Origin of the sequence: Nocardia sp. NPDC050413 (assembly GCF_040655475.1) — a bacterium.
In the GTDB taxonomy this organism is placed as follows: domain Bacteria; phylum Actinomycetota; class Actinomycetes; order Mycobacteriales; family Mycobacteriaceae; genus Nocardia; species Nocardia coubleae.
This window is the reverse complement of the sequence record NZ_JBFAJZ010000006.1, coordinates 188,885-208,978: the sequence shown is the minus strand read 5'-3', so window position 1 is coordinate 208,978 and position 20,094 is coordinate 188,885. Positions and strand designations below refer to the sequence as shown.

Below are 20,094 nucleotides of genomic sequence, written 5' to 3'. Positions count from 1 at the left end.
GTCAGTCCTTGGGACCGCCCGCCACATAGACGACCTGACCGGACACGAAGCCCGCGCCTTCGCTCACCAGGAACGAGGCGGTATGGGCGATGTCGTCGGGCGTACCCACCCGGTTCACCGGAATCTGTGCCGCCGCAGCCTGTTTGAAGGCCTCGAAGTCGACGCCGACGCGGGCCGCCGTGGCCGCGGTCATCTCGGTCTCGATGAAACCGGGGGCGATCGCGTTGGCGGTGACACCGAATTTGCCGAGCTCGAACGCGAGGGTCTTGGTGAAGCCCTGCATGCCCGCTTTGGCGGCGGAATAGTTGGCCTGGCCGCGGTTGCCGAGCGCCGAGGTGCTCGACAGGTTGACCACGCGCCCGAACTTCGCCTCCACCATGTACTTCTGTACGGCGCGCGTCATCAGGAAGGCGCCGCGCAGGTGCACGTTCATGACGATGTCCCAGTCCTGCACCGACATCTTGAACAGCAGGTTGTCGCGCAGCACGCCCGCGTTGTTCACCAACACGGTCGGCGCGCCCAGTTCGCCGGCGATCCGTTCGACGGCCGCGGCGACGGCGTCTTCGTCGGACACATCGGCACCGACGGCGAGCGCGGTGCCCCCGGCGGCTTCGATGGCCGACACGGTGTCGGCGCAGGCGGCTTCGTCGAGGTCGAGAACGGCGACGGCGTGACCGTCGGCGGCGAGCTTCTTCGCGACGGCGGCACCGATTCCGCGTGCGGCACCGGTGACGATCGCGACCCGTGAGGTAGTGGACATGCGCGCCACCCTATCGGGGCGCGTTCGTCGTGATGGTCGGGGTGACAGGATTTGAACCTGCGACCCTCCGCTCCCAAAGCGGATGCGCTACCAAGCTGCGCTACACCCCGATACCTCGGGGCGGTTCACGCCGTCGAGGGAAGTCATGTTTGAGCGGGTGACGGGAATCGAACCCGCACCATCAGCTTGGAAGGCTGAGGTTCTACCATTGAACTACACCCGCAGGCATACGACATCGATGGGATCGCCACGATGTCGTGTGCGCCACGACTGTACCGAATCCCGCGCGCCGAACGCCAATCCGGCCCCGCGAAACGTCTCGGCGCTGCGGTGATTCCCCCTCTTTCCGCGCCCGATTAGGGCCCTTAGGCCCTATTGCGGGACCACGGGTACCGGACACGATGGTGGTTGCGTCTCAGGGGACCGACGCCTGCTCCACCGGGGGAATATAAAGGAGAATTTTCCTCGAAAACCTGGCACGGGGGCGGCGGGTAGGCCACCATAAAAGAGCGCGCGACGGCCCGACCGGTCGGCGCGACACCTTTGCCAGGAGGGACCATGGCGACAACACGCCCACCGCCCGAAATCGGGCAACACGCTGCACGTTTCGGTGTTCCCAAAGTTTTTTCGCGAAGTGTGTAACGCCCGGGCGGCTGTAGCGATGTCATAGCCGATCGCCATTCGCGAGAGACTGCAACGCGTTCTAGAACGCGGCTTTTGAGTCTCGAGTGGCTTGCTAGGATCCTTTTTGCCGGACGGGGGTATCTGGAAAGGGGGCGGTGAGCGTGTGCCGAACTCGGCGGACCCAACCGCGTAGCAGTGCGAACGATCGAGGTGGCAAGACCGTCGCCACCTTCCGCCGGTGATGTCGATGTCCGCACACATCGAGCCACCGGTCGCCGCGATGGCCCGCGCCTGGGCCCGCGCGGTGTGTGCCGAACCGGGATCGTCCGTGGCACCGCATCAGCTGGAGCCTGTGCTCATCGAGATCGTCGAGCGCCTGCTGCATCTGGCGAGGACAGAACCGTTCCCGGTACCGCAGGCGCGCAAGCTCGGCGCACGACTGGCCGAGGCGCCGTTCGAACGGACGAGAATGCTGGCCCATGCCACCCGCTGGTTGCTCGGTTTCCCCTCGGGGGTGCCGGGTTCCCTGGTGGCGACCCGCTGGCCGTTGGTGGCCAGCCAGGCCATCGACAGCTACGCCCAGGCACTACAGGAGCGCGCACTGGCGCAACAGGAACAGAACATCTCGGCGAAGGTGTCGCTGCGCGTGCAGGAGATCGCCGCGCTGCAGCACCGCCTGCGCCACGAGGCCACCCACGATGCCCTCACCGACCTGGCGAACCGCACACTCCTGCAGGAACGGGTGCGTGCCTTCGCCGCCGACCCGACCCGTGGGGTCGGGGTGCTTGTGGTGGACCTGGACCGCTTCAAACAGATCAACGACGGCTACGGACATGCGATCGGTGACGAGGTGCTCGTGGAGCTGGCCAACCGGCTGCGCGAGGTGTGCCCGCCCGACACCGTGATCTGCCGGTACGGCGGCGACGAGTTCGTCGTGGCGGCCAATCCGCGCCGTGACACCCTGAGCGAGCTGGCGCACCGTGTGGTCGCGGCCCTGCGCGACCCGGTGTGGTCGAGCGCGGGCCCGGTGCCGGTGTCGGCCAGCGTGGGCACCGCGTTCTGCCCACCGGGAAAGACGTGCGATTTCACCGACCTGCTGCGTCGCGCCGACCGCGCGATGTATTCGGCGAAATCGGCGGGCGGGCGGCGTTTCGCCCTCGCCGAATCGGGCGACCCCGAACTGGGAACGGCGGTCGCCGGCTGAGTCCGGATCGCGAAGCCTGCACTTCGCGGCCCGGACTCGGTCGACCTTCTCTGCGCACCTCGGCCACGGTTTCGACCGTGGCCGAGGTGTTTTCGTCAGCGGGGCTGACAGACGGTGCACCAGAACAGGTTTCGGGCTTCCATCGTGCCGTGGGAGACCGGGGTGCCGCAGACGCGGCACGCCTCTCCCTGGCGGCGATAGACGTAGGTGCGTGGGCGATCCTTGGCGTAGGACGGTGCGCCGCTGTCGTGTTCGGGACGCACCACGTGCATGCGGCCGGTCTCCACGCCTGTCGGCATGAGTTCGACGAGATCGGCCCACAGCGCGTCCCATTCGGTCGCCGTGAGTGAGGTACCCGGCCGGAACGGTGAAATGCCGTGCCGGAACAGGACTTCGGCGCGGTAGACGTTGCCCACGCCGGCGATCACCGACTGGTCCATCAGCAGCGCCCCGATCGCCCTGCGGGAGCGACGGATTCGCGCGCCCGCCCGTTCGTGGTCGGCGTCCGGGCGCAGCGGGTCGGCTCCCAGGCGCGCGGTGAGCGCCTCCACCTCCGGCGGGTGCAACACCTCGCACGCCGTCGGCCCACGCAGATCGGAGCCGAATCCCGTTGCAGCACCGATCATCCGCATCCGCACCTGCCCCACCGGCGCCGGCATCGGCAGCTCGACTTCACTGAAGGTGCCGTACAACCCGAGATGCACGTGCACCGTCAGCCCGGACGCGTAGTGATGCAGCAGATGCTTCCCATACGCCTCGGCCCGCTCGAGCACCTGCCCGTCCACGAGCGCCGCCCCGTCGGCGAACCGTCCCTGCGGGCTCGAAACCCGCACGGCCTCACCGGCAAATCGCTCCTGATGCAGCCGCGCGATGCGATGAAGGGTGTGTCCTTCAGGCACTCTCTCAGTAAGCGGGGACTGCGGGGGCTTCGCCGGACTTCTCGTAGTCGGCGAGGATGTCGATGCGGCGCTGGTGGCGGGGTTCTTCCGACCAGGGCTGGGCGATGAACGCGTCGACGATGGCGAGGGCTTCCTCGGTGGTGTGCATGCGGCCGCCGATGCCGATGAGCTGGGCGTTGTTGTGTTCGCGGGCCAGCTTGGCGGTCTCGACGCTCCAGGCGAGGGCGCAGCGGGCGCCGGGGACCTTGTTGGCGGCGATCTGCTCGCCGTTGCCGCTGCCACCGAAGACCAGGCCGAGCGAGCCCGGGTCGGCGACGGTGCGCCGCGCCGCTTCGATGCAGAAGGCGGGGTAGTCGTCGAGAGCGTCGTATTCGAGGGCGCCGCAGTCGACGACCTCGTGTCCGGCCTCGAGCAGATGGGCCTTGACGTGATTCTTCAGTTCGAAACCGGCATGGTCGGCACCCAGGTAAACGCGCATGGCTGCGATTGTCGCAGGCGCGCTTAGAGTCGTTTCATGCACCCGCACGAACCGCATTCACCGCATTCGGCAGGTCCCCCACCGGAGCGTTCCGGCCAACCCGCCGACCGGCCGAGCGACGCCACCCCCGCCGACCAGCCCGCACCGCGGCCGGGCGAATATCCGCCGCCCCCGTGGCCGCAGGGGCAGCCGGGGTTCGCCGGGTCGTCGCCGTGGCAGCAGCCGGGCCCACCGACCGGCGCGTTTCCCGCGCCGCCTTCCGGTGCGTATCCGCCTGTGCCGCAAGGTTTCTATCCGCCGGGCGGCCCGCCGGGGACGACGCAGCCGATGCCGCGTGGGCTGTCGCCGTTCGGGATGCCCGCGCGGCATCCGTGGGAGATTCCGCTGCTGGTGGTGGTCATCATGATCACCGGCGTGGCCTACCTGCTGGCGATCCTGATGTTGCTGGTGGAGCTGGTCGCCGAGCCCGTGGCCGACGCCCAGGGTCAGCCCGAGTCCGAGGGTTCGCTGCTGACCAGCCCGTACGTGCTGATTCTGTTGTTCGCGCCGGTGCTGCTGTGGGCCGGACGTGGCATGAATTTCGCCCGAATGCGGATCAACGGGGTGAAGATGTCACCCACCCAGTTCCCCGAGGGGTACCGGTTGGTGCAGGAGGCGGCCGCGCGGTTCGGGATGTCGAAGGCGCCCGACGCGTACGTGATCCTCGGCAACGGCCAGATCAACGCCTTCGCCTCCGGTCACGGCTTCCGCCGGTTCGTCGTGGTCTACAGCGACCTGTTCGAGATCGGTGGCGCCGCACGCGAGCCCGACGCGCTCGCCTTCATCATCGGCCACGAGGTGGGCCATATCGCCGCTGGTCACGTGTCGTATTGGCGCCAGCTCGGCATGTTCGTCGCACCGTACCTGCCGATTCTCGGGTCGTCGCTGATCCGCGCGCAGGAGTACACCGCCGACAATCACGGCTTCTGCAACCGCCACCAGGGCGCGGCCGGTGCCATGGCCACCCTCGCGGCGGGCAAGTACCTCAATACGGAGGTCGGTTTCGACGAGATGGCAGACCGGGCCGCCACCGAGAAAGGCGGCTTCGTCCTGCTGGTGAACTCCATGTCCAGCCACCCGGTCCTCACCTGGCGGATGTGGGCACTGCGCGACCGCAGCAAACCGGGCCCCATGTTCTGGCACCCGAGCCCACCACACCCCGGAACGCTCCCACCCCCAGGCGGCTACCCCCTCCAGACAGCTCCCCCGGCCCTCCCCCCGAAACCGCTCTGATCCCCAACGCAACCACCACGGGTTTTCGGCCGCCTCGGATTCGAGGGGCGAGACGTAACGGCGAAGCCGCAGTATCGCCCCTCGGATTCGAGGCCCTCAGGGCCGAAAATCCCGCGGCGCCAGCCGCTAAATAAACACAGGCTCTTCGGTGCGGGTGCGCTTGAGTTCGAAGAAGTGCGGGTAGGAGGCGAGGGCGACGACCCCGTCCCACACCCGGCCCGCGTCCTCGCCGCGTGGGATGCGTGAGAGCACCGGGCCGAAGAACGCGACCCCGTTGACGTGGATGGTCGGTGTGCCCACGTCGGGTCCGACCTTGTCCATGCCCGCGTGGTGGCTCACCCGCAGCGCCTCGTCGTAGTCGGTGCTGTCGGCGGCCTCGGCCAGTTCGGCGGGCAGGTCGAGTTCGGCGAGGGCGTCGGCGATCACGGCGGTCAGGGTTTCCTGTGTGGTCGCGCGTTCGAACTCGGCCTTGCGGTCGTGGATGCGGGTGCCGAGGGCGGTGTAGAGCGGGGCCAGGATCTCCTCGCCGTGCTTCTGGGCGGCGGCGATGGCGACGCGCACCGGGCCCCAGCCCGCGGCCATCAGTTCGACGTACTGCGGCGGCAGGTCCCTGCCTTCGTTGAGCACGGCCAGGCTCATCACATGGAAACGGACCTCGATATCGCGTACCTGCTGGACTTCCAGGATCCAGCGCGAGGTGATCCAGCACCACGGGCACAGCGGGTCGAACCAGAATTCGGCGAGATCCTTGGTGGCCTGATCGCTCACGGGTCTTCCTCTCGAGTCAGCTGGGGGCGGGCAGGGCGGCCCGCTGGTTGGTGCAACCGTGCCGGCGCCGGATTCGTTCCCCTGATCGCCGCCCGCGGCTAGGCTCGACGGCGAGGGAAACCGGAACGTCCGTGAGAAGGAGTCCGTGTATGAGCTCGAATCAGCATTTCGTGATCGTCGGTGGTGGGCTGGCCGGCGCCAAACTGGCCGAAGCCTTGCGCGCCAACGATTTCGACGGCCAGGTGACGTTGCTGGCGGCCGAGGACGATCTACCGTACGAGCGCCCGCCGCTGTCGAAACAGCACCTGGCCGGTGATCAGCAGCTGCCGGATTTCACGGTGGATTCGCCGGCCTGGTACCGCGATCACCACATCGACCTGCGCTTGGGTACCACGGTCGAGGCGTTCGATCCGGCCGCGAGAACGGTGTCGTTGCCGGACGGTTCGACCCTGTCCTACGACAAGCTCGCGCTCGCCACCGGGTCGAGGCCGCGCACACTCGACGTTCCCGGCGCCGAGGCGAGCAATGTGTACACCCTGCGCACCATCGGTGACTCCGATCGGCTGCTCGAGGTGCTGCGTTCGAAGCATCGGCTGGTGATCATCGGCGCGGGCTGGATCGGGCTCGAGGTCGCCGCGCAGGCACGGGCGCGGCAGCTGGAGGTGACGGTGCTCGAGGCGGCGGAGCTGCCGCTGGTGTCGGTGCTCGGTCCGCAGATGGGCACCGTGTTCGCCGAATTGCATCGCGGCAACGGTGTGGACCTGCGTACCGGTGTCGTCGTCGACACGATCCTCACCGAGGACGGCATGGCCACGGGCGTGCAGCTCGACGACGGCCAGGTGGTGCCCGCCGACGCGGTGCTGGTCGCGGTGGGCGCGCAGCCGAATATCGAGCTCGCCGAAGCCGCCGGGCTTGCCACCGGCACCGGCATCCTGGTCGACGAGTCCCTGCGCACCAGCGACCCGGATGTGGTGGCGGTCGGCGATATCGCCGAGGAGCTGCATCCGCTGCTGGACAAGCGGGTGCGCGTGGAGCACTGGGCCAATGCCCTGAATCAGCCTGCGGTTGCCGCGCTGACGATGCTCGGCAAGCCCGCCACCTACGACCGTCTCCCCTATTTCTTCACCGACCAGTACAACCTCGGCATGGAGTACACCGGCTATGTCGGTCGCGACGACGACGTGCGGGTTGTCGTCCGCGGCGACGTGGCGAAACCGGAATTCGTCGCCTTCTGGCTGGACCGGGACAACCGCGTGCGCGCGGGCATGAACGTCAATGTCTGGGATGTCACCGATCGCATCAAGGAACTGGTGACCTCGGGTGAACCGGTCGACCCGAACCGTCTGGCGGACCCGAACACCGAATTGTGAGCGTGCGGCTCAGGTCGCCGACTCGAGGTTGGCGATCAGGCGTTCGAGAGTCCCTGTGCAGGCGGTGAATTCGTCCGCGCCGATGCCGTCGGCCATGCGGCGCCGGATGGTCCCCACGGAATTGGTCGCCGACTCGTAGGTGCGACGACCTGCCGACGTGAGTTCCCAGCGGCCCGTCGATGCACCGGTGATCCAGCCGCGCTCGGTCAAACCCAGGATCACCGCATCGACGGATTCGCCGTTGTGTTCCCAGAACGGGCGAAGCGCCCGCACCAATTCCGCACGATCGGGGTGGTCACGCTCGATCGTCGAGAGCGTCTGCCACTCGCGGCGCGTCATGCCGACGGCCTCCACGGCACGGTCGAACGCTGCCTCGATGAGCTGGTCCAGTCGCTTGACCTGGTACCCGATGAGCCGACGCTCCACCATGAGAAACCTCCACACTCATGTACATGTCAAAGGACATGTACATGCAAAAGGTTATCATGATGGCGTGAACGAGGTCGAGTACATCGAACGAGCCATGATCGGTATCCGGCGCCGCCAAACCCGGCGGACGCTGTCGCCGGACGCGCCGACCGGGCAGGTGTTCGACGTACTCGACGTCATCGAGGCACACCACAACCCCACTGTCTCCACCGTCGCCGCCGCCCTCGCCGTCGACCAACCGCGCGCGAGCAAGTTGGTGGCCGCCGCCGTGGCCGACGGCTCGGTGCGCCGCGTGGCCGATCAGACCGACGGCAGACGGTCACTCCTGGAGCTCACCGACCGGGGCACCGGCATCCTCACCGCGGCCCACCGTCGCCGCCAGAGCGCTTTCGACCGCGCCATGTCCGGCTGGACCCCCACCGAGCGCACCGAATTCGTCCGTCTGCTCACCCGTTTCGTCGACGCCCTCGACTGAGCCGCCACCGCGTTTCCCGCACCTGGCAGACTCGACGGTGTGGATGTCTACAGTGCGGGTGTACTGGTGTTCCGGCGTGCCGAGACCGGGGTCGAGGTGTTGATCGGGCATATGGGCGGCCCGTTGTTCGCGAAGAAGGACGAGTCGGCGTGGTCGATTCCCAAGGGCGAGTACGAGATCGGGGTCGAATCGGCGGAGGTGGCCGCCGCACGCGAGTTCACCGAGGAGCTCGGGCTGCCGGTGCCGGACGGCCCGTGGATCGCGCTCGGTGACGTGCAGTACGGCAGCGGATCGCGCCGCAAGACGGTCACGGTGTGGGCCGTGGAGGGCGACCTCGATCCGGACGCGATCGTCCCGGGCACCTTCACCATGGAGTGGCCGCCGCGCTCGGGCCGCCTCGGTGAGTTTCCCGAGATCGACCGGGTCGGCTGGTTCGCCCCGGCGATCGCCGAACCCAAGCTGGTCAAGGGTCAGCGTCCGCTGTTGCAGCGCCTGGCCGAGCACCTCGCGGGTACCGCCCCGACGCCGTGACTCACGCCCTCGCGAGGGCAGGCTGACGCAGCGTGGAGCGGAATTCCGAAGGACTCTGCCCGCGAAGACGTTTGAAGGCGGCACTGAACCCGAAAGCGTCGGAGTAGCCGACGGTGGTCGCCACCTGGGCGACGCTGCGATTCGGGTCGGCGAGCAGTTCCTCCGCCTCGGCCATCCGCCATTCGGTGAGATAGGCCAGCGGAGTCTCGCCCATCACCTCACTGAACCGGCGCGCGAACAGGGCCCGCGACACCGCCGCCTCGGCCGCGAGATCGGCCACCGTCCAGCGCCGGAACGGATCGTTGTGGATGGCCTCGAGCGCGGGCCCGACGACCGGGTCGGCCATGCCGCGATACCAGGCGGGCGCGCAATGCTGCTGTGCCGCGAGCCAGGTCCGCAGCGTGCATACCAGCGCCCAGTCCAGGAGCCGGTCCATCAACGCCTGCGACCCCGCGCTGAGCCGGACCGCGTCGGCGGCGGACTGCTCCAGCCACGCGCAGACTTCCGGATCGTCGCTGACGACCATCACCGGCGGCAGCGCGCGCAGCAGCCGTTCGTGCCGCCGCCCGGACGCCCGATAGGCGCCGACGATGAGCGAGGTCTCCTCCGGCGCGCCGGTCGCGGTCTCGACGAGTTCCGGTGTGGCACAGGCGAGATCGGCCGGACCGAAACCACGTGGCACGAAACACGACAGCTCGTAGCCCATGTGCGGGCGGTCGAGCGTGGCCCGGGTATCGGCCAGATGGAACGGTTCGCAGGCCTGGACGACGGCGGTGTCACCGGCAACCAGCCGGGTCGACGACCCGTCGGCGAGCACGAGGGTGCCGCCGCCACGCAGGACGGTGACCATGACCAGGGGCGCCCGGTCGGCGAAGCGGATGGTCCACGGCGACCGCAGCACGGCGTGTGTGACGACCGATCCTTCGGCACGAATGCCGCTCAACAGCGAACTCAACGGATCCACGCCACCAGCGTAGACGAATTCCTATCGACTGGAGATGATCACCCATAGATCGTCCACGCGTTTCACGGTTGACTCGAAGCACAGGGCACACCGCCCGCACCACCGACGACCAGGGAGTCACCATGTCGCAGCCCTCCGCCACACCCGAATCCGCTCGCACCGCAACGCCTCCCGCGCCCACCGGCCTCGATCACGCCGCGAGCGCGGGCGAATCGGCGGTCGACCGGCGGGCCTTGGTGGTCCTGTCGCATCACCGCGCCGATTCGCTGTCGGCTCATGTCGCCGACCGCGCGGTCGCCCGGCTCACCGCCGCCGGGTACGCGATCGACTTCCTCGACCTGCACCGCGAGAACTTCGACCCCCGGATGACCGTCGCCGACCAGCCCGAATGGGGCAACCGCGACAAGGTGTACTCGGCGACCACCGAGGCGCACATGCGCCGGGTCCAGGCCGCCGACGTGATCGTCGTCGTTTTCCCCGTGTACTGGCAAAGCGTTCCCGCCATGCTCAAGGGCTGGATCGACAGCGTCTGGAACTACGGTTTCGCCTACGGCCGCAGCAAGCCGAAGCTGGCGGGCAAACGCATCCTGTGGCTGGGTCTGGCGGGTGCCACCGCGGGCGACGCGATCGTTCCCGGCATGCAGCAGCTACTGGAGGCCCAGCTCAGCGAGGGCCTGGCGTACTACAGCGGTTTCGCCGATTCCCGCGTCGGCCTGTTGCCCGACGCCGAGGACCAGCCCCAATCCATCGACGCCGAAGGCAATCTGGTGATCGGCGAGGCCATCGCGGGTGACGCACGGGCCGCGCACTACGCCGCGTTCGACGCGCGGGCCGAGGGCTTCGTCGACGAACTCCTCCCAGCCGAGTTGGTGAACGCCTGACGCCGCCCGGTTGCCGGTGCACACAGCGCGGTCCGATCGCGGAGCTTTCGCACGATCGGACCGCGCACTCTGGCTCAGATGCCGGGCACCGTCTTCAGGAGCACCTGAAGCAACTCCGAAGGCGTACCCGCCTCGTCCGCGGCGGTGTTGATGGTGGTGAGCGCGCCCACGGTGAATTCGGCGCTCTGCTCGGGAACGTAGCTCGCCGGGTCGTCGATGCCTGGTGCGTACTGAGCGAACATCCCGGCCATCGCCTGCAGGAACGGGCCCATCAGAGTGGCCAGGTGAGCGGCCGAACCACCGGTGGTACGCACCATCTTCCCGCCCTGCTGGAAGCCGGCGAACATCGAGTACATGCCGCCGAGGATCGCCAGGTCGTACATGGCTGCGGCACCGTAGTCCGTACCGACCCATTCGGCGCGCCCGAACAGATCCAGGACGTGCCGGAACCGGTCGAACGCGGCGGTGATACCGCTGTAGAGCAGGAAGGCCGCGGGCCCGCCGATCATCGACGGCACCGCCATGATGCCGCCGTCGATGAGCTCCACACCGTTGGCTTCGGCCCAGCGCCCGAGCGAGCGACCCTGTTCCGGGGTGGTGGTCGTCAGGTTCACCAGCACACGGCCGCGCAACTGCTCGGCGGCGGGCTCCACGTGCTCGCGCACCGCCGCGTCGTCGAGGACGCACAGGATCACCAGGTCCCCGGCCGCCATCGCCTCGGCCGAGGTGGCCGCCACCGTCGCGCCTTCGGCGACCAGCGGCTCGGCCCGCGCGGCGGTGCGGTTCCACACCGTCACCTCGTGGCCACCCGCCAGCAGCGCCTTCGCGAGCGCGGCACCCATCGCGCCGAGGCCGATCACCGAAACACGCTGTACCGCAGTCGAGTTGCTCATTGCTCCCCTAGTCCGAAAGGTTGTCGCCGTCGCTCGGCGATGCACTCCCAGATTCGCCTGTTGCGCTAGACTTCACAAGTACCGACTGTGAAGTGCAATACCTACAAAAAAGTAAGTAAGGCGGAGATGAAGCAGCGACAGCATCCGTATTCGTGCGGCATCGATGCCGCCCTCGACGTGGTGGGCGGCAAATGGAAGGCCCTGATCCTGTGGGCCCTGTCCACCGGCACCCAGCGCTTCGGCGACCTGAAACGCCTCGTCCCCGGTGTCACCGAGAAGATGCTGATCCAGCAGCTACGTGAGCTGGAGCACGACGGCATCATCAGCCGTGAGATCTACGCGCAGGTCCCGCCGAAAGTGGAATACTCCCTCACCGAGCGCGGGGTGTCGCTCAACGCCGCGCTGGTGAGCCTCGGCGAATGGGGAAACGAGCAGATGGACCACATCTGCGCGGTGAAAGGTGTTGCCGCACCCGTGCACTGACGAGCGCGGCGACCGCTATCCCCGGATACCCGTCCAGCTCGCACCGGTGATGCGCTCGTAGGCTTCTTCGTACTTGCGCCGGGTCGCCTCGACCACGTCGGCGGGGATCTCCGGACCGGGGTATTCCTTGTTCCAGCCGGTGGAGGTGGACCAGTCGCGGACGAACTGCTTGTCGAACGAGCGCTGGGGACGGCCGGGCTCCCATTCGTCGGCGGGCCAGAAACGCGAGGAGTCGGAGGTGAGCACCTCGTCACCGAGGGTGAGAACCTCACCGTCCCAGCCGAATTCGACCTTCGTGTCGGCGACGATCACCCCCGCCTTCGCCGCGTGCTCGGCACCGCGCGTGTAGATCTCGAGGGTCAGGTCGCGCAGCTTCTCGGCGACCTCGCGGCCTTCCTGGTTCACCACGTCGGCGAAGCTGATCGCCTCGTCGTGACCCTCGGCGGCCTTGGTGGAGGGGGTGAAGATGGGCTCGGGCAGTTTGTCGCCGTCGCGCAGGCCGGCGGGCAGCGCGATACCGGAGACGGTGCCCGACTGCTGGTACTCCTTGAGTCCCGACCCGGTCAGGTACCCGCGCGCGATGCACTCGACCTGCAGCATCTTCAACGGCTTCACCCGGATACCGCGCCCGGCGAACTCGGCGGGCACATCGGTGGCCGACACCACGTGGTTGGGGATGTCGGTGAAGTACTCGAACCACCAGTTCGACAGCTGGGTCAGCAGTGCGCCCTTGCCGGGGATCGGCGTCGGCAGCACCACGTCGTAGACCGAGACCCGATCCGACGCGACGAGCAGCAGGGTATCGCCGTCCTCGTAGAGGTCACGGACTTTCCCGGCGTGCACATGCTTCAACGTCGAGCCTCCTGGTAGGTGCGAACTTTTCCGTAGGCACTGTACCGAGGGGGCCGAAACTCGTGAGCGGGTGTCGGCGGCAAGTGGCATTGTGGACGCTGATGTGCGCGCGGCCGAGGCCGCAGTGCGCGAGGCGTGCCGTGTTCGTCGACGACGAAGGAGATCAATGTCTGCCCCGAATCTCACCCGCGACCAGGCGGTCGAACGCGCGGCCGTGGTGGCCGTGGACAACTACCGGATCGAGCTCGACCTCACCGATCAGCCGCGCGGGGCGGATTCGGCGGTGTCGGACACCTTCGGTTCGACGACGACCGTCACCTTCACCGCGAAGCCGGGGGCGAGCACCTTCATCGATCTGGTCGCGGCGCGGGTGCGGTCGGCGGTGCTCAACGGTCGGGAGCTCGATGTGAGTTCCTACACCGAGGAGACCGGTATCGCCCTGTCGGACCTGGCCGAGAACAACGAGCTCGTGGTGGTGGCCGACTGCGAGTACTCGCACACCGGTGAGGGCCTGCACCGCTTCGTCGACCCCGCCGACAGCAAGGTGTACCTGTACTCGCAGTTCGAGACCGCCGACGCCAAGCGGATGTTCGCCTGCTTCGACCAGCCCGACCTCAAGGCCACCTTCGACGTCGTCGCGACCGCGCCGAGCGACTGGGTTGTCGTCTCCAACGGTGCCGATATCGACCGGCACGAGATCGGCGCGGTCGTGCGCCACACGTTCGCGACCACACCGCGGATGAGCACGTACCTGGTCGCCATGATCGCCGGTCCCTACGCCACCTGGACCGACACCTATTCCGACAGTCACGGCGAGATCCCCCTCGGCCTGTTCTGCCGGGCCTCGCTGGCCGAGCACATGGACCACGAGCGGCTGTTCACCGAGACCAAGCAGGGTTTCGACTTCTACCACAAGAACTTCGGTGTGCCGTACGCCTTCGGCAAGTACGACCAGCTGTTCGTGCCGGAGTTCAACGCGGGCGCGATGGAGAACGCGGGCGCGGTCACCTTCCTCGAGGACTACGTGTTCCGGTCCAAGGTGACCCGCGCGTCCTACGAGCGCCGCGCGGAGACGGTGCTGCACGAGATGGCGCACATGTGGTTCGGCGACCTGGTCACCATGAAGTGGTGGGACGACCTGTGGCTCAACGAGTCGTTCGCGACGTTCGCGTCGGTGCTGTGCCAGGCCGAGGCGACCGAATACACCAGCGCCTGGACCACTTTCGCGAATGTGGAGAAGTCCTGGGCCTACCGCCAGGACCAGCTGCCCTCGACCCACCCGATCGCGGCCGACATCCCCGACCTGCACGCGGTGGAGGTGAACTTCGACGGCATCACCTACGCCAAGGGCGCCTCGGTGCTCAAGCAGCTGGTCGCCTATGTCGGGTTGCAGCCGTTCCTGGCCGGTCTGCGCGACTACTTCGCCGAACACGCCTACGGCAACGCCACTTTCGACGATCTGCTGTCGGCGCTGGAGAAGGCGTCGGGGCGTGACCTGTCGGACTGGGGTGCGCAGTGGCTCAAGACCACCGGCCTCAATATCCTGCGGCCCGATTTCACCGTCGCGGCCGACGGCACCTTCTCGAGTTTCGCGGTGGTGCAGGAGGGCGCCGCACCGGGTGCGGGCGAGTACCGCGTGCACCGGATCGCGATCGGTGTCTACGACGATGTCGACGGAAAGCTGGTGCGTGCCAAGCGCATCGAGCTCGACCTCGACGCCGCCGCACGGACCGAGGTGCCGGAGCTGGTCGGTGTACCGCGTGGCGCCCTGGTACTGGTCAACGACGACGACCTCACCTACTGCTCGCTGCGCCTTGACCCCGACTCGCTCGCGGTGGTCGTGGACCGCGTCGGTGACATCGCCGAATCCCTGCCGCGCACACTGGCCTGGTCGGCGGCCTGGGAGATGACCCGGCAGGCCGAGATGAAGGCCCGCGATTTCGTCGCGCTCGTGCAGCGCGGGATCGGTGCCGAGTCCGAGATCGGAGTGGTGCAGCGGTTGCTCATGCAGGCCGCGACCGCCATCTCGAGCTACGCGGAGCCCGGTTGGGCCGAGCAGGAGGGCTGGCCCGGTTTCGCCGATCGGCTGCTGGAACTGGCTCGCGGCGCCGAGGCGGGTTCGGATCATCAGCTGGCGTTCGTCAACGCGCTCACCGGCGCCAAGCTCGACACCCGCCACACCGATGTGCTGGCCCAGCTGCTCGACAGCGATCCGGCGGGCGCAGGACTGGCCGGGCTCACGGTCGACACCGACCTGCGCTGGCGCATCGTCACCGCATTGGCCGCCGCGGGCCGCATCGACGCCGACGGGCTCGAGTCCCCGGTGATCGACGCCGAACTGGACCGTGACCCGACCGCGGCGGGCAAGCGCCAGGCTGCCGCCGCCCGCGCGGCCCGTCCGCTGGCGGCGGTGAAGGAACAGGCCTGGAACACGGTGATGGGCGACGACACGGTGCCCAACATCACCGCCCGCGCCATCGTCGGCGGTTTTGCCCCGGCGGGCCAGGGCGAGCTGCTGGCACCGTATGTCGACCGCTACTTCGCCGAGGTTCCCGCCGTCTGGGAACGCCGCTCGAGCGAGGTTGCCCAGACCGTCGTCGTCGGCCTGTACCCGCACTGGGCGATCACCGAGGAGGCGATGGCCAAGGCCGACGAATTCCTCGCGGGTGACCACCCGCCCGCCCTGCACCGCCTGGTTTCGGAGGGGCGCGCCGGGATCGAACGCTCGCTGCGCGCAAGGGAATTCGACGCCAAGTAGCGTACGGACCCGATGGCCCCGATCTCGCCGGATCGGGGCCATCGGCCGTTTCCGGCACTGGCCGGCTCGACGCATTTCGCCACGGTGGAACTACTACCGAGGGTAGTATTCGGGGCGGGGGATTTCCTCCATGTCGATCTTCGAAGGAGAAGCGGGATGGAAACCATTGCGGCCGAGCGCTTTATCGCGGCGCCGATCGAGCAGGTCTTCGAATGGTGCGCCGACACCAGGAATTACGGGCGTTCGTTCTGGGTGCTGCGTAATCGTTGGGTCCGGCCCGGGACAGACGCGCCCTACGGCGTCGCCGCGGTCCGGCAGCACCTGTGGATGATCGGCCGGTTCACCGAGCGGATCACCCGCTACGACCCGCCGCACGCCTTCGACTACCTCGTCGAACGCAGCTTTCCGCCGTCCCGGCACGACGGTGGGACCATGACGTTCACGGCGGAACCGGGCGGGACCAGGGTGCGCTGGACGAGCGTCGGCGAGGTGAAAGCCCCGTTCGCCGCCGCGACCATCACCCGGCTCACCACACCGATCGCCGCGATGGTCTTCGGGAAGATCCTCGACGCGTGCGCGAAAGACCTCGGAGTCTCCGCCCGCCGCTGAAGCACCCTTCGCGGGCTGCGGCCGCGTTCGCCTCGCCGTCCGGCACAGAAAACGCGTACCGGGCCAGGCACCGCCGCGTTCCGGTCTCGCGGTGCTCGCTGCTGTGAGCAGATCTGCTGGGGGCAGCATCGGCGGCGAATCGTGGTGTGTGCGAGGCACCGTTGACTCATGGCACACGACGACAAAGCACCGATGTTCAGTTGGCGGATGCGTGAGCAGTTGTTCGGGCGGCGGATTCTCGTGCTCGACGGTGCGCTCGACGACGACAACGGGACCCTGCTCATCACCCAGATGCTCACCCTCGCCGCCCAGGCACCCGAAGCGGGAATCTCGCTGTGGATCCACTCCCCCGGCGGCTCGGTGCCGTCGATGCTCGCCATCCGCGACGTGATGCGGCTGGTGCCGTGCGAGGTGTCCACCCTGGCACTCGGATTGGCCTGCAGCGCAGGGCAATTCCTGCTGTCCTCCGGGACGCCGGGTAAGCGGTACGCGATGCCGCACGCCCGCATCCTCATGCACCAGGGTTCGGCGGGTATCGGCGGCAGCGCCGTCGAGGTGGAGGTGCAGGCCGACGACCTGCGCTACACCGTCGACACCGTGCTCGGACTCATCGCCGAGGACACCGGCCAGCCGTTCGACCGCGTCTACGAGGACTCCCTGCACGACCGCTGGTTCACCGCCACCCAGGCCCTCGAGTACGGCTTCATCGACCACGTGGTGGAGTCCTTCGACCAGGTCGTCCCCAACCGCCGCCGCATCGGCATCACGGCCTAGGAGCTGCCATGACCAGTTACACGATCCCGAATGTGGTTTCCCAGCATCGCGGCGGGGAACGCATCACCGACATCTACTCGCACCTGCTCAGCGAACGCATCGTCTACCTGGGCACACCGATCGACTCGGGCGTCGCCAACGCGCTCATCGCACAGCTGCTGCACCTGGAATCCGACAGCCCCGGCCAGGCGATCAGCCTCTACATCAACTGCGAGGGTGGCGACCTGTCGGCCATGCTCGCCGTGTACGACACCATGCGCTTCATCAAGGCGCCCGTGCACACCACGTGTGTCGGTCAGGCCATCGCGGTCGGTGCGGTACTGCTCGCCGGTGGCGAGGCGGGGCACCGGGCAATGCTCCCGCACACCCGAATCGTGTTGCACCAGCCCGCGACTCGTGGTCAGGGCACGATTCCCGATCTGATCCTGCAGGCCGACGAGATCGTGCGCATGCGGGCGGCGATCGAGGCGATCCTGTCCAAGCACACCGGTCAGAGCCCGGAGACCTTGCGTCGCGATACCGATCGCGACCGGGTGTTCACCGCCGAGACCGCTCTGGAGTACGGGCTGGTAGACCAGGTTCTGCACGAACGGCAGTGAGCCGTGCGCTATTGCTTCTCGATGCGATCGAGGTAGACCCGGCGCACGTCGTCGTCGACCCGGTTGATCGCGGCGTCGTCGTGAGCGGCCTTGCGCACCAACCGGATCAGCGATTCCGGCAGCAGCGTGGCGGCGTTCGCGGCGACACCGACATACGACGGGACCGACGTCTCGGCGGCCCGGGTCTTCACCGTGCGGACCACGGCGGCGGCGATGTCTTCGGGCTCGACCGTCGGCAGGATGCCCACGTCGATGCCGGAGCTGAGTTCGGTGCGCACGGCCGAGGGCAGGACGGTGCTCACGCTCACCCCGGTGCCGTCCATCTCGAGCCGGGTCGCCGCACTGAGCCCGACCACCGCGAACTTGCTCGCGTTGTACACCGCCAGCCCCTTGAGCGGGAACTTGCCCGCCAGCGATGCCACGTTCACCACGTGGCCGTAGCCGCGTTCCACCATGGCGGGTAGCGCCAGCCGCATGCCGTGGATGACACCGTAGACGTTGACGTCCATGGTGAGCCGGTCGATGCGATCGGACTGTTCGAGGAACGGCGCGTTGGGCATGACGCCCGCGTTGTTGACCAGCACGTCCAGCGGGCGACCGTGCCAGTCGACGGCGGCATCGAGAAACCGTGCGTAGGAATCCTTGTCGGTGACATCGAGCGCGTGCCCCATGGCCCGGTCGCCGAATTCGGCCGCGGCCTGCACGACCAGCGCCTCGTCGAGATCGCCGAGCGCCACCCGCGCACCCGCCGCCACGAAGGCGCGCGCGGTGGCCAGGCCGATGCCACGCGCCGCGCCGGTGATGGCGACGAGCGCGCCCTCGAGTTCGATCTTCGGATAGCTCATGACAGCACCTTGCTCTCGGTGACGGTGAAATCGGAAGGATCGAACGAACTGACCCGCTTCGTCAGTGCCCCGGTCGACCACGGCCAGCTGAAGCTGTTGCGCCCGTTCATATCCAGGTAGTAGCTGCGGCAGCCACCGGAGTTGTAGACGGTGCCCGGCAGCGCGGCCTGCACCTCGTCGACATACCGGGCCTGCACCTCCGGGCGCACGTCCAGCACGGGCCAGCCCTCGCGGCGGGCCCGGGTGACGGCCGAGACCAGGAAGGTGATCTGCGCTTCGAGAACGGCGAACGCCGAGGAGTGTCCGGTGCCGAGACTCGGTCCGAGGACGGAGAACATGTTGGGGAAGCCGGTGGTGACGGTGCCGAGGTAGGCCTCGGGCGATCCCTTCCAGTGGTCGGCCAGGGAGCGGCCGTCGGCGTCGCGCACGATCTCGCCCAGTGGGGAGTCCAGGATGTGGAAGCCGGTGCCGAGGATGATCGCGTCCACCTCGGCGCTGCTGCCGTCGGCGCCGATCACCGTACTGCCCCGGATCTCGGTGACGGCGGTGGCGTGCACGTCGACATTGGGCTTGGTGAGCGACTGTAGGTAGTTGTTGGAAAACAGGATCCGTTTGCAACCGAGCAGGTAGTCGGGAGTGAGCTTGGCCCGCAGCACCGGATCACGCACCACCGCACGCAGATACGCCGAACCGATCCCCTGCACCGCCTGCATCAGGGGACGCGGATGCCGGAAGGCCACACCGAGACCCTCCATCATGGCGTACTCGATGCCACGTAAAGCCTTGTGCGCGAACGGCACACGCCGCATCACCTGCTTCTCGATGCCCGGCACCGGATGGTCCGGCTTCGGCAGCACCCACTGCGCGGTGCGCTGGAACAGGTGCAGTGCGGCCACCTCGGGCTGGATCTGCGGCACGAACTGCACCGCCGACGCACCGGTTCCGATCACCGCCACCCGCTTCCCGCGCAGGTCGTAGTCGTGATTCCAGCGTGCCGAATGGAAAACCTCGCCCTCGAACTCGTCCAGACCGGTGATGTCGGGGAAACGCGGTTCGTTCCACGGGCCCGCCGCCGAGACGACGAAACGCGCCGTGAATTCGCCGGAAGTGGTGTCCAGGCGCCACAATTCGGCTGCCGCGTCCCACTGGGCGCCGGTCATCGTCACCCCGAAACGGGTGCGCTCGGCGAGGCCGTGCTCACGTGCCACCCAGTCGACGTAGGCAAGGATCTCCGGCTGAGTCGCGAACAGCCGCGACCACTCCGGGTTCGGCGCGAACGAGAACGAGTACAACCCCGACGGCACATCACACGCGCACCCCGGATACGTATTGGCCCGCCACGTCCCCCCGAACGTCTCGGCCTTCTCGACGATGACCACATCGTCGACCCCCGCCTCCCGCAACTTGATGGCGGCGCCGACCCCGGACACCCCCGCCCCGATCACGATCACCTCATGGTGCTGAGTCATCCGGCTCTCCTTCTTCACAGAATCTCGGGTCGCTGTGCGCTCGTCGTGCGCATGGGCTCATGGGCCGGGTGCCGCACGCCGGTGGCCGCGACCCGCTGACGACCGGGCGCCTTCCGGCGGCCGGGGCCTGCCGTGCACCGAGTGCGCGCTCTGATCT

Annotated in this window: 21 protein-coding genes and 2 tRNA genes; 11 read left to right on the top strand and 12 right to left on the bottom strand. The window is 68.0% G+C overall.

Translation table 11 applies throughout. The features are described from left to right. Position 1 precedes the first annotated feature (1 nt). The 3 genes from fabG to AB0I19_RS17395 all read right to left on the bottom strand — a co-directional run bounded on the left by fabG (position 2) and on the right by AB0I19_RS17395 (position 983). Entirely contained in the window at positions 2-760 is a 759-nt protein-coding gene (gene fabG, locus AB0I19_RS17405; RefSeq protein ID WP_357149829.1) for a 3-oxoacyl-ACP reductase FabG, read from the bottom strand. A gap of 33 nt (positions 761-793) precedes the next feature. Then, a tRNA-Pro gene (locus tag AB0I19_RS17400) sits at positions 794-870 on the bottom strand. 42 nt (positions 871-912) lie between these two features. Continuing rightward, positions 913-983 (bottom strand) — tRNA-Gly (locus tag AB0I19_RS17395). Between the two features lie 648 nt (positions 984-1,631). On the opposite strand from AB0I19_RS17395, the gene AB0I19_RS17390 reads away from it, so the two are divergent. Further along, positions 1,632-2,588, top strand: coding sequence for a GGDEF domain-containing protein (locus AB0I19_RS17390; protein ID WP_067486965.1), 957 nt, complete (start codon positions 1,632-1,634; stop codon positions 2,586-2,588). Positions 2,589-2,683: 95 nt separating this feature from the next. On the opposite strand, the gene AB0I19_RS17385 is transcribed toward AB0I19_RS17390, so the two are convergent. Both AB0I19_RS17385 and AB0I19_RS17380 read right to left on the bottom strand, forming a co-directional pair. Beyond that, complete coding sequence (locus AB0I19_RS17385; protein WP_357149826.1) at positions 2,684-3,487, bottom strand: DNA-formamidopyrimidine glycosylase family protein; 804 nt, start codon at positions 3,485-3,487, stop codon at positions 2,684-2,686. Between the two features lie 4 nt (positions 3,488-3,491). Further along, positions 3,492-3,965: a ribose-5-phosphate isomerase gene (locus tag AB0I19_RS17380; protein ID WP_067486200.1), complete on the bottom strand. Its 474-nt coding sequence runs from the start codon at positions 3,963-3,965 to the stop codon at positions 3,492-3,494. Between the two features lie 327 nt (positions 3,966-4,292). Between AB0I19_RS17380 and AB0I19_RS17375 the strand changes: the two genes are divergently transcribed. Continuing rightward, positions 4,293-5,237 (top strand): M48 family metallopeptidase, encoded by a 945-nt coding sequence (locus AB0I19_RS17375; protein ID WP_357150157.1) that lies wholly within the window; start codon positions 4,293-4,295, stop codon positions 5,235-5,237. A gap of 126 nt (positions 5,238-5,363) precedes the next feature. Here AB0I19_RS17375 and AB0I19_RS17370 read toward each other — a convergent pair whose 3' ends face one another. After that, the gene (locus AB0I19_RS17370; RefSeq protein ID WP_357149823.1) at positions 5,364-6,005 is read right to left on the bottom strand and encodes a DsbA family protein; all 642 of its coding nucleotides are present in this window, start codon (positions 6,003-6,005) and stop codon (positions 5,364-5,366) included. A gap of 149 nt (positions 6,006-6,154) precedes the next feature. Here AB0I19_RS17370 and AB0I19_RS17365 point away from each other — a divergent pair, with 149 nt between their 5' ends. Continuing rightward, positions 6,155-7,375, top strand: coding sequence for an FAD-dependent oxidoreductase (locus AB0I19_RS17365; protein ID WP_357149820.1), 1,221 nt, complete (start codon positions 6,155-6,157; stop codon positions 7,373-7,375). A gap of 9 nt (positions 7,376-7,384) precedes the next feature. Here AB0I19_RS17365 and AB0I19_RS17360 read toward each other — a convergent pair whose 3' ends face one another. Continuing rightward, positions 7,385-7,804 carry a MarR family transcriptional regulator gene (locus tag AB0I19_RS17360; RefSeq protein WP_357149817.1) on the bottom strand — a complete coding sequence of 140 codons (420 nt, stop codon included), beginning with the start codon at positions 7,802-7,804 and terminating at the stop codon, positions 7,385-7,387. 64 nt (positions 7,805-7,868) lie between these two features. Between AB0I19_RS17360 and AB0I19_RS17355 the strand changes: the two genes are divergently transcribed. Next, positions 7,869-8,279, top strand: coding sequence for a MarR family winged helix-turn-helix transcriptional regulator (locus tag AB0I19_RS17355; RefSeq protein WP_357149814.1), 411 nt, complete (start codon positions 7,869-7,871; stop codon positions 8,277-8,279). Between the two features lie 39 nt (positions 8,280-8,318). Beyond that, positions 8,319-8,810 carry an NUDIX domain-containing protein gene (locus AB0I19_RS17350; protein WP_357149811.1) on the top strand — a complete coding sequence of 164 codons (492 nt, stop codon included), beginning with the start codon at positions 8,319-8,321 and terminating at the stop codon, positions 8,808-8,810. A gap of 1 nt (position 8,811) precedes the next feature. Here the strand turns inward: AB0I19_RS17350 and AB0I19_RS17345 are convergent, their stop codons facing one another. Then, positions 8,812-9,774 carry an AraC family transcriptional regulator gene (locus tag AB0I19_RS17345; RefSeq protein WP_067642409.1) on the bottom strand — a complete coding sequence of 321 codons (963 nt, stop codon included), beginning with the start codon at positions 9,772-9,774 and terminating at the stop codon, positions 8,812-8,814. A gap of 122 nt (positions 9,775-9,896) precedes the next feature. Here AB0I19_RS17345 and AB0I19_RS17340 point away from each other — a divergent pair, with 122 nt between their 5' ends. Beyond that, a complete protein-coding gene (locus AB0I19_RS17340; RefSeq protein WP_357149808.1) occupies positions 9,897-10,655 on the top strand; it encodes an NAD(P)H oxidoreductase in 759 nt (252 codons plus the stop codon). A 74-nt stretch (positions 10,656-10,729) separates the two neighbouring features. On the opposite strand, the gene AB0I19_RS17335 is transcribed toward AB0I19_RS17340, so the two are convergent. Further along, positions 10,730-11,593, bottom strand: a complete 864-nt coding sequence (locus AB0I19_RS17335) for an NAD(P)-binding domain-containing protein (RefSeq protein WP_357149805.1) — start codon at positions 11,591-11,593, stop codon at positions 10,730-10,732. Between the two features lie 81 nt (positions 11,594-11,674). Between AB0I19_RS17335 and AB0I19_RS17330 the strand changes: the two genes are divergently transcribed. Next, positions 11,675-12,031 carry a helix-turn-helix domain-containing protein gene (locus tag AB0I19_RS17330; protein ID WP_357149802.1) on the top strand — a complete coding sequence of 119 codons (357 nt, stop codon included), beginning with the start codon at positions 11,675-11,677 and terminating at the stop codon, positions 12,029-12,031. A gap of 15 nt (positions 12,032-12,046) precedes the next feature. Here the strand turns inward: AB0I19_RS17330 and AB0I19_RS17325 are convergent, their stop codons facing one another. Continuing rightward, a complete protein-coding gene (locus tag AB0I19_RS17325) occupies positions 12,047-12,883 on the bottom strand; it encodes a phosphoribosylaminoimidazolesuccinocarboxamide synthase (protein WP_357149800.1) in 837 nt (278 codons plus the stop codon). A 166-nt stretch (positions 12,884-13,049) separates the two neighbouring features. Here AB0I19_RS17325 and pepN point away from each other — a divergent pair, with 166 nt between their 5' ends. From pepN to AB0I19_RS17305, 4 genes are all read left to right on the top strand, one after another. Then, a complete protein-coding gene (pepN, locus tag AB0I19_RS17320) occupies positions 13,050-15,641 on the top strand; it encodes an aminopeptidase N (RefSeq protein WP_357149797.1) in 2,592 nt (863 codons plus the stop codon). A gap of 156 nt (positions 15,642-15,797) precedes the next feature. Continuing rightward, a complete protein-coding gene (locus AB0I19_RS17315; protein WP_357149794.1) occupies positions 15,798-16,250 on the top strand; it encodes an SRPBCC family protein in 453 nt (150 codons plus the stop codon). Positions 16,251-16,418: 168 nt separating this feature from the next. Continuing rightward, positions 16,419-17,024, top strand: coding sequence for an ATP-dependent Clp protease proteolytic subunit (locus AB0I19_RS17310; protein ID WP_067486178.1), 606 nt, complete (start codon positions 16,419-16,421; stop codon positions 17,022-17,024). A gap of 8 nt (positions 17,025-17,032) precedes the next feature. Next, on the top strand, positions 17,033-17,623 hold the full coding sequence (locus AB0I19_RS17305) for an ATP-dependent Clp protease proteolytic subunit (RefSeq protein ID WP_067486173.1): 591 nt from the start codon (positions 17,033-17,035) through the stop codon (positions 17,621-17,623). 8 nt (positions 17,624-17,631) lie between these two features. Here AB0I19_RS17305 and AB0I19_RS17300 read toward each other — a convergent pair whose 3' ends face one another. Together AB0I19_RS17300 and AB0I19_RS17295 are read right to left on the bottom strand one after the other, a co-directional pair. Further along, on the bottom strand, positions 17,632-18,468 hold the full coding sequence (locus AB0I19_RS17300) for an SDR family oxidoreductase (RefSeq protein ID WP_357149791.1): 837 nt from the start codon (positions 18,466-18,468) through the stop codon (positions 17,632-17,634). Further along, positions 18,465-19,937 carry an NAD(P)/FAD-dependent oxidoreductase gene (locus AB0I19_RS17295; RefSeq protein WP_357149788.1) on the bottom strand — a complete coding sequence of 491 codons (1,473 nt, stop codon included), beginning with the start codon at positions 19,935-19,937 and terminating at the stop codon, positions 18,465-18,467. The genes AB0I19_RS17300 and AB0I19_RS17295 overlap by 4 nt, the downstream gene beginning before the upstream one ends. Positions 19,938-20,094: the final 157 nt, after the last annotated feature.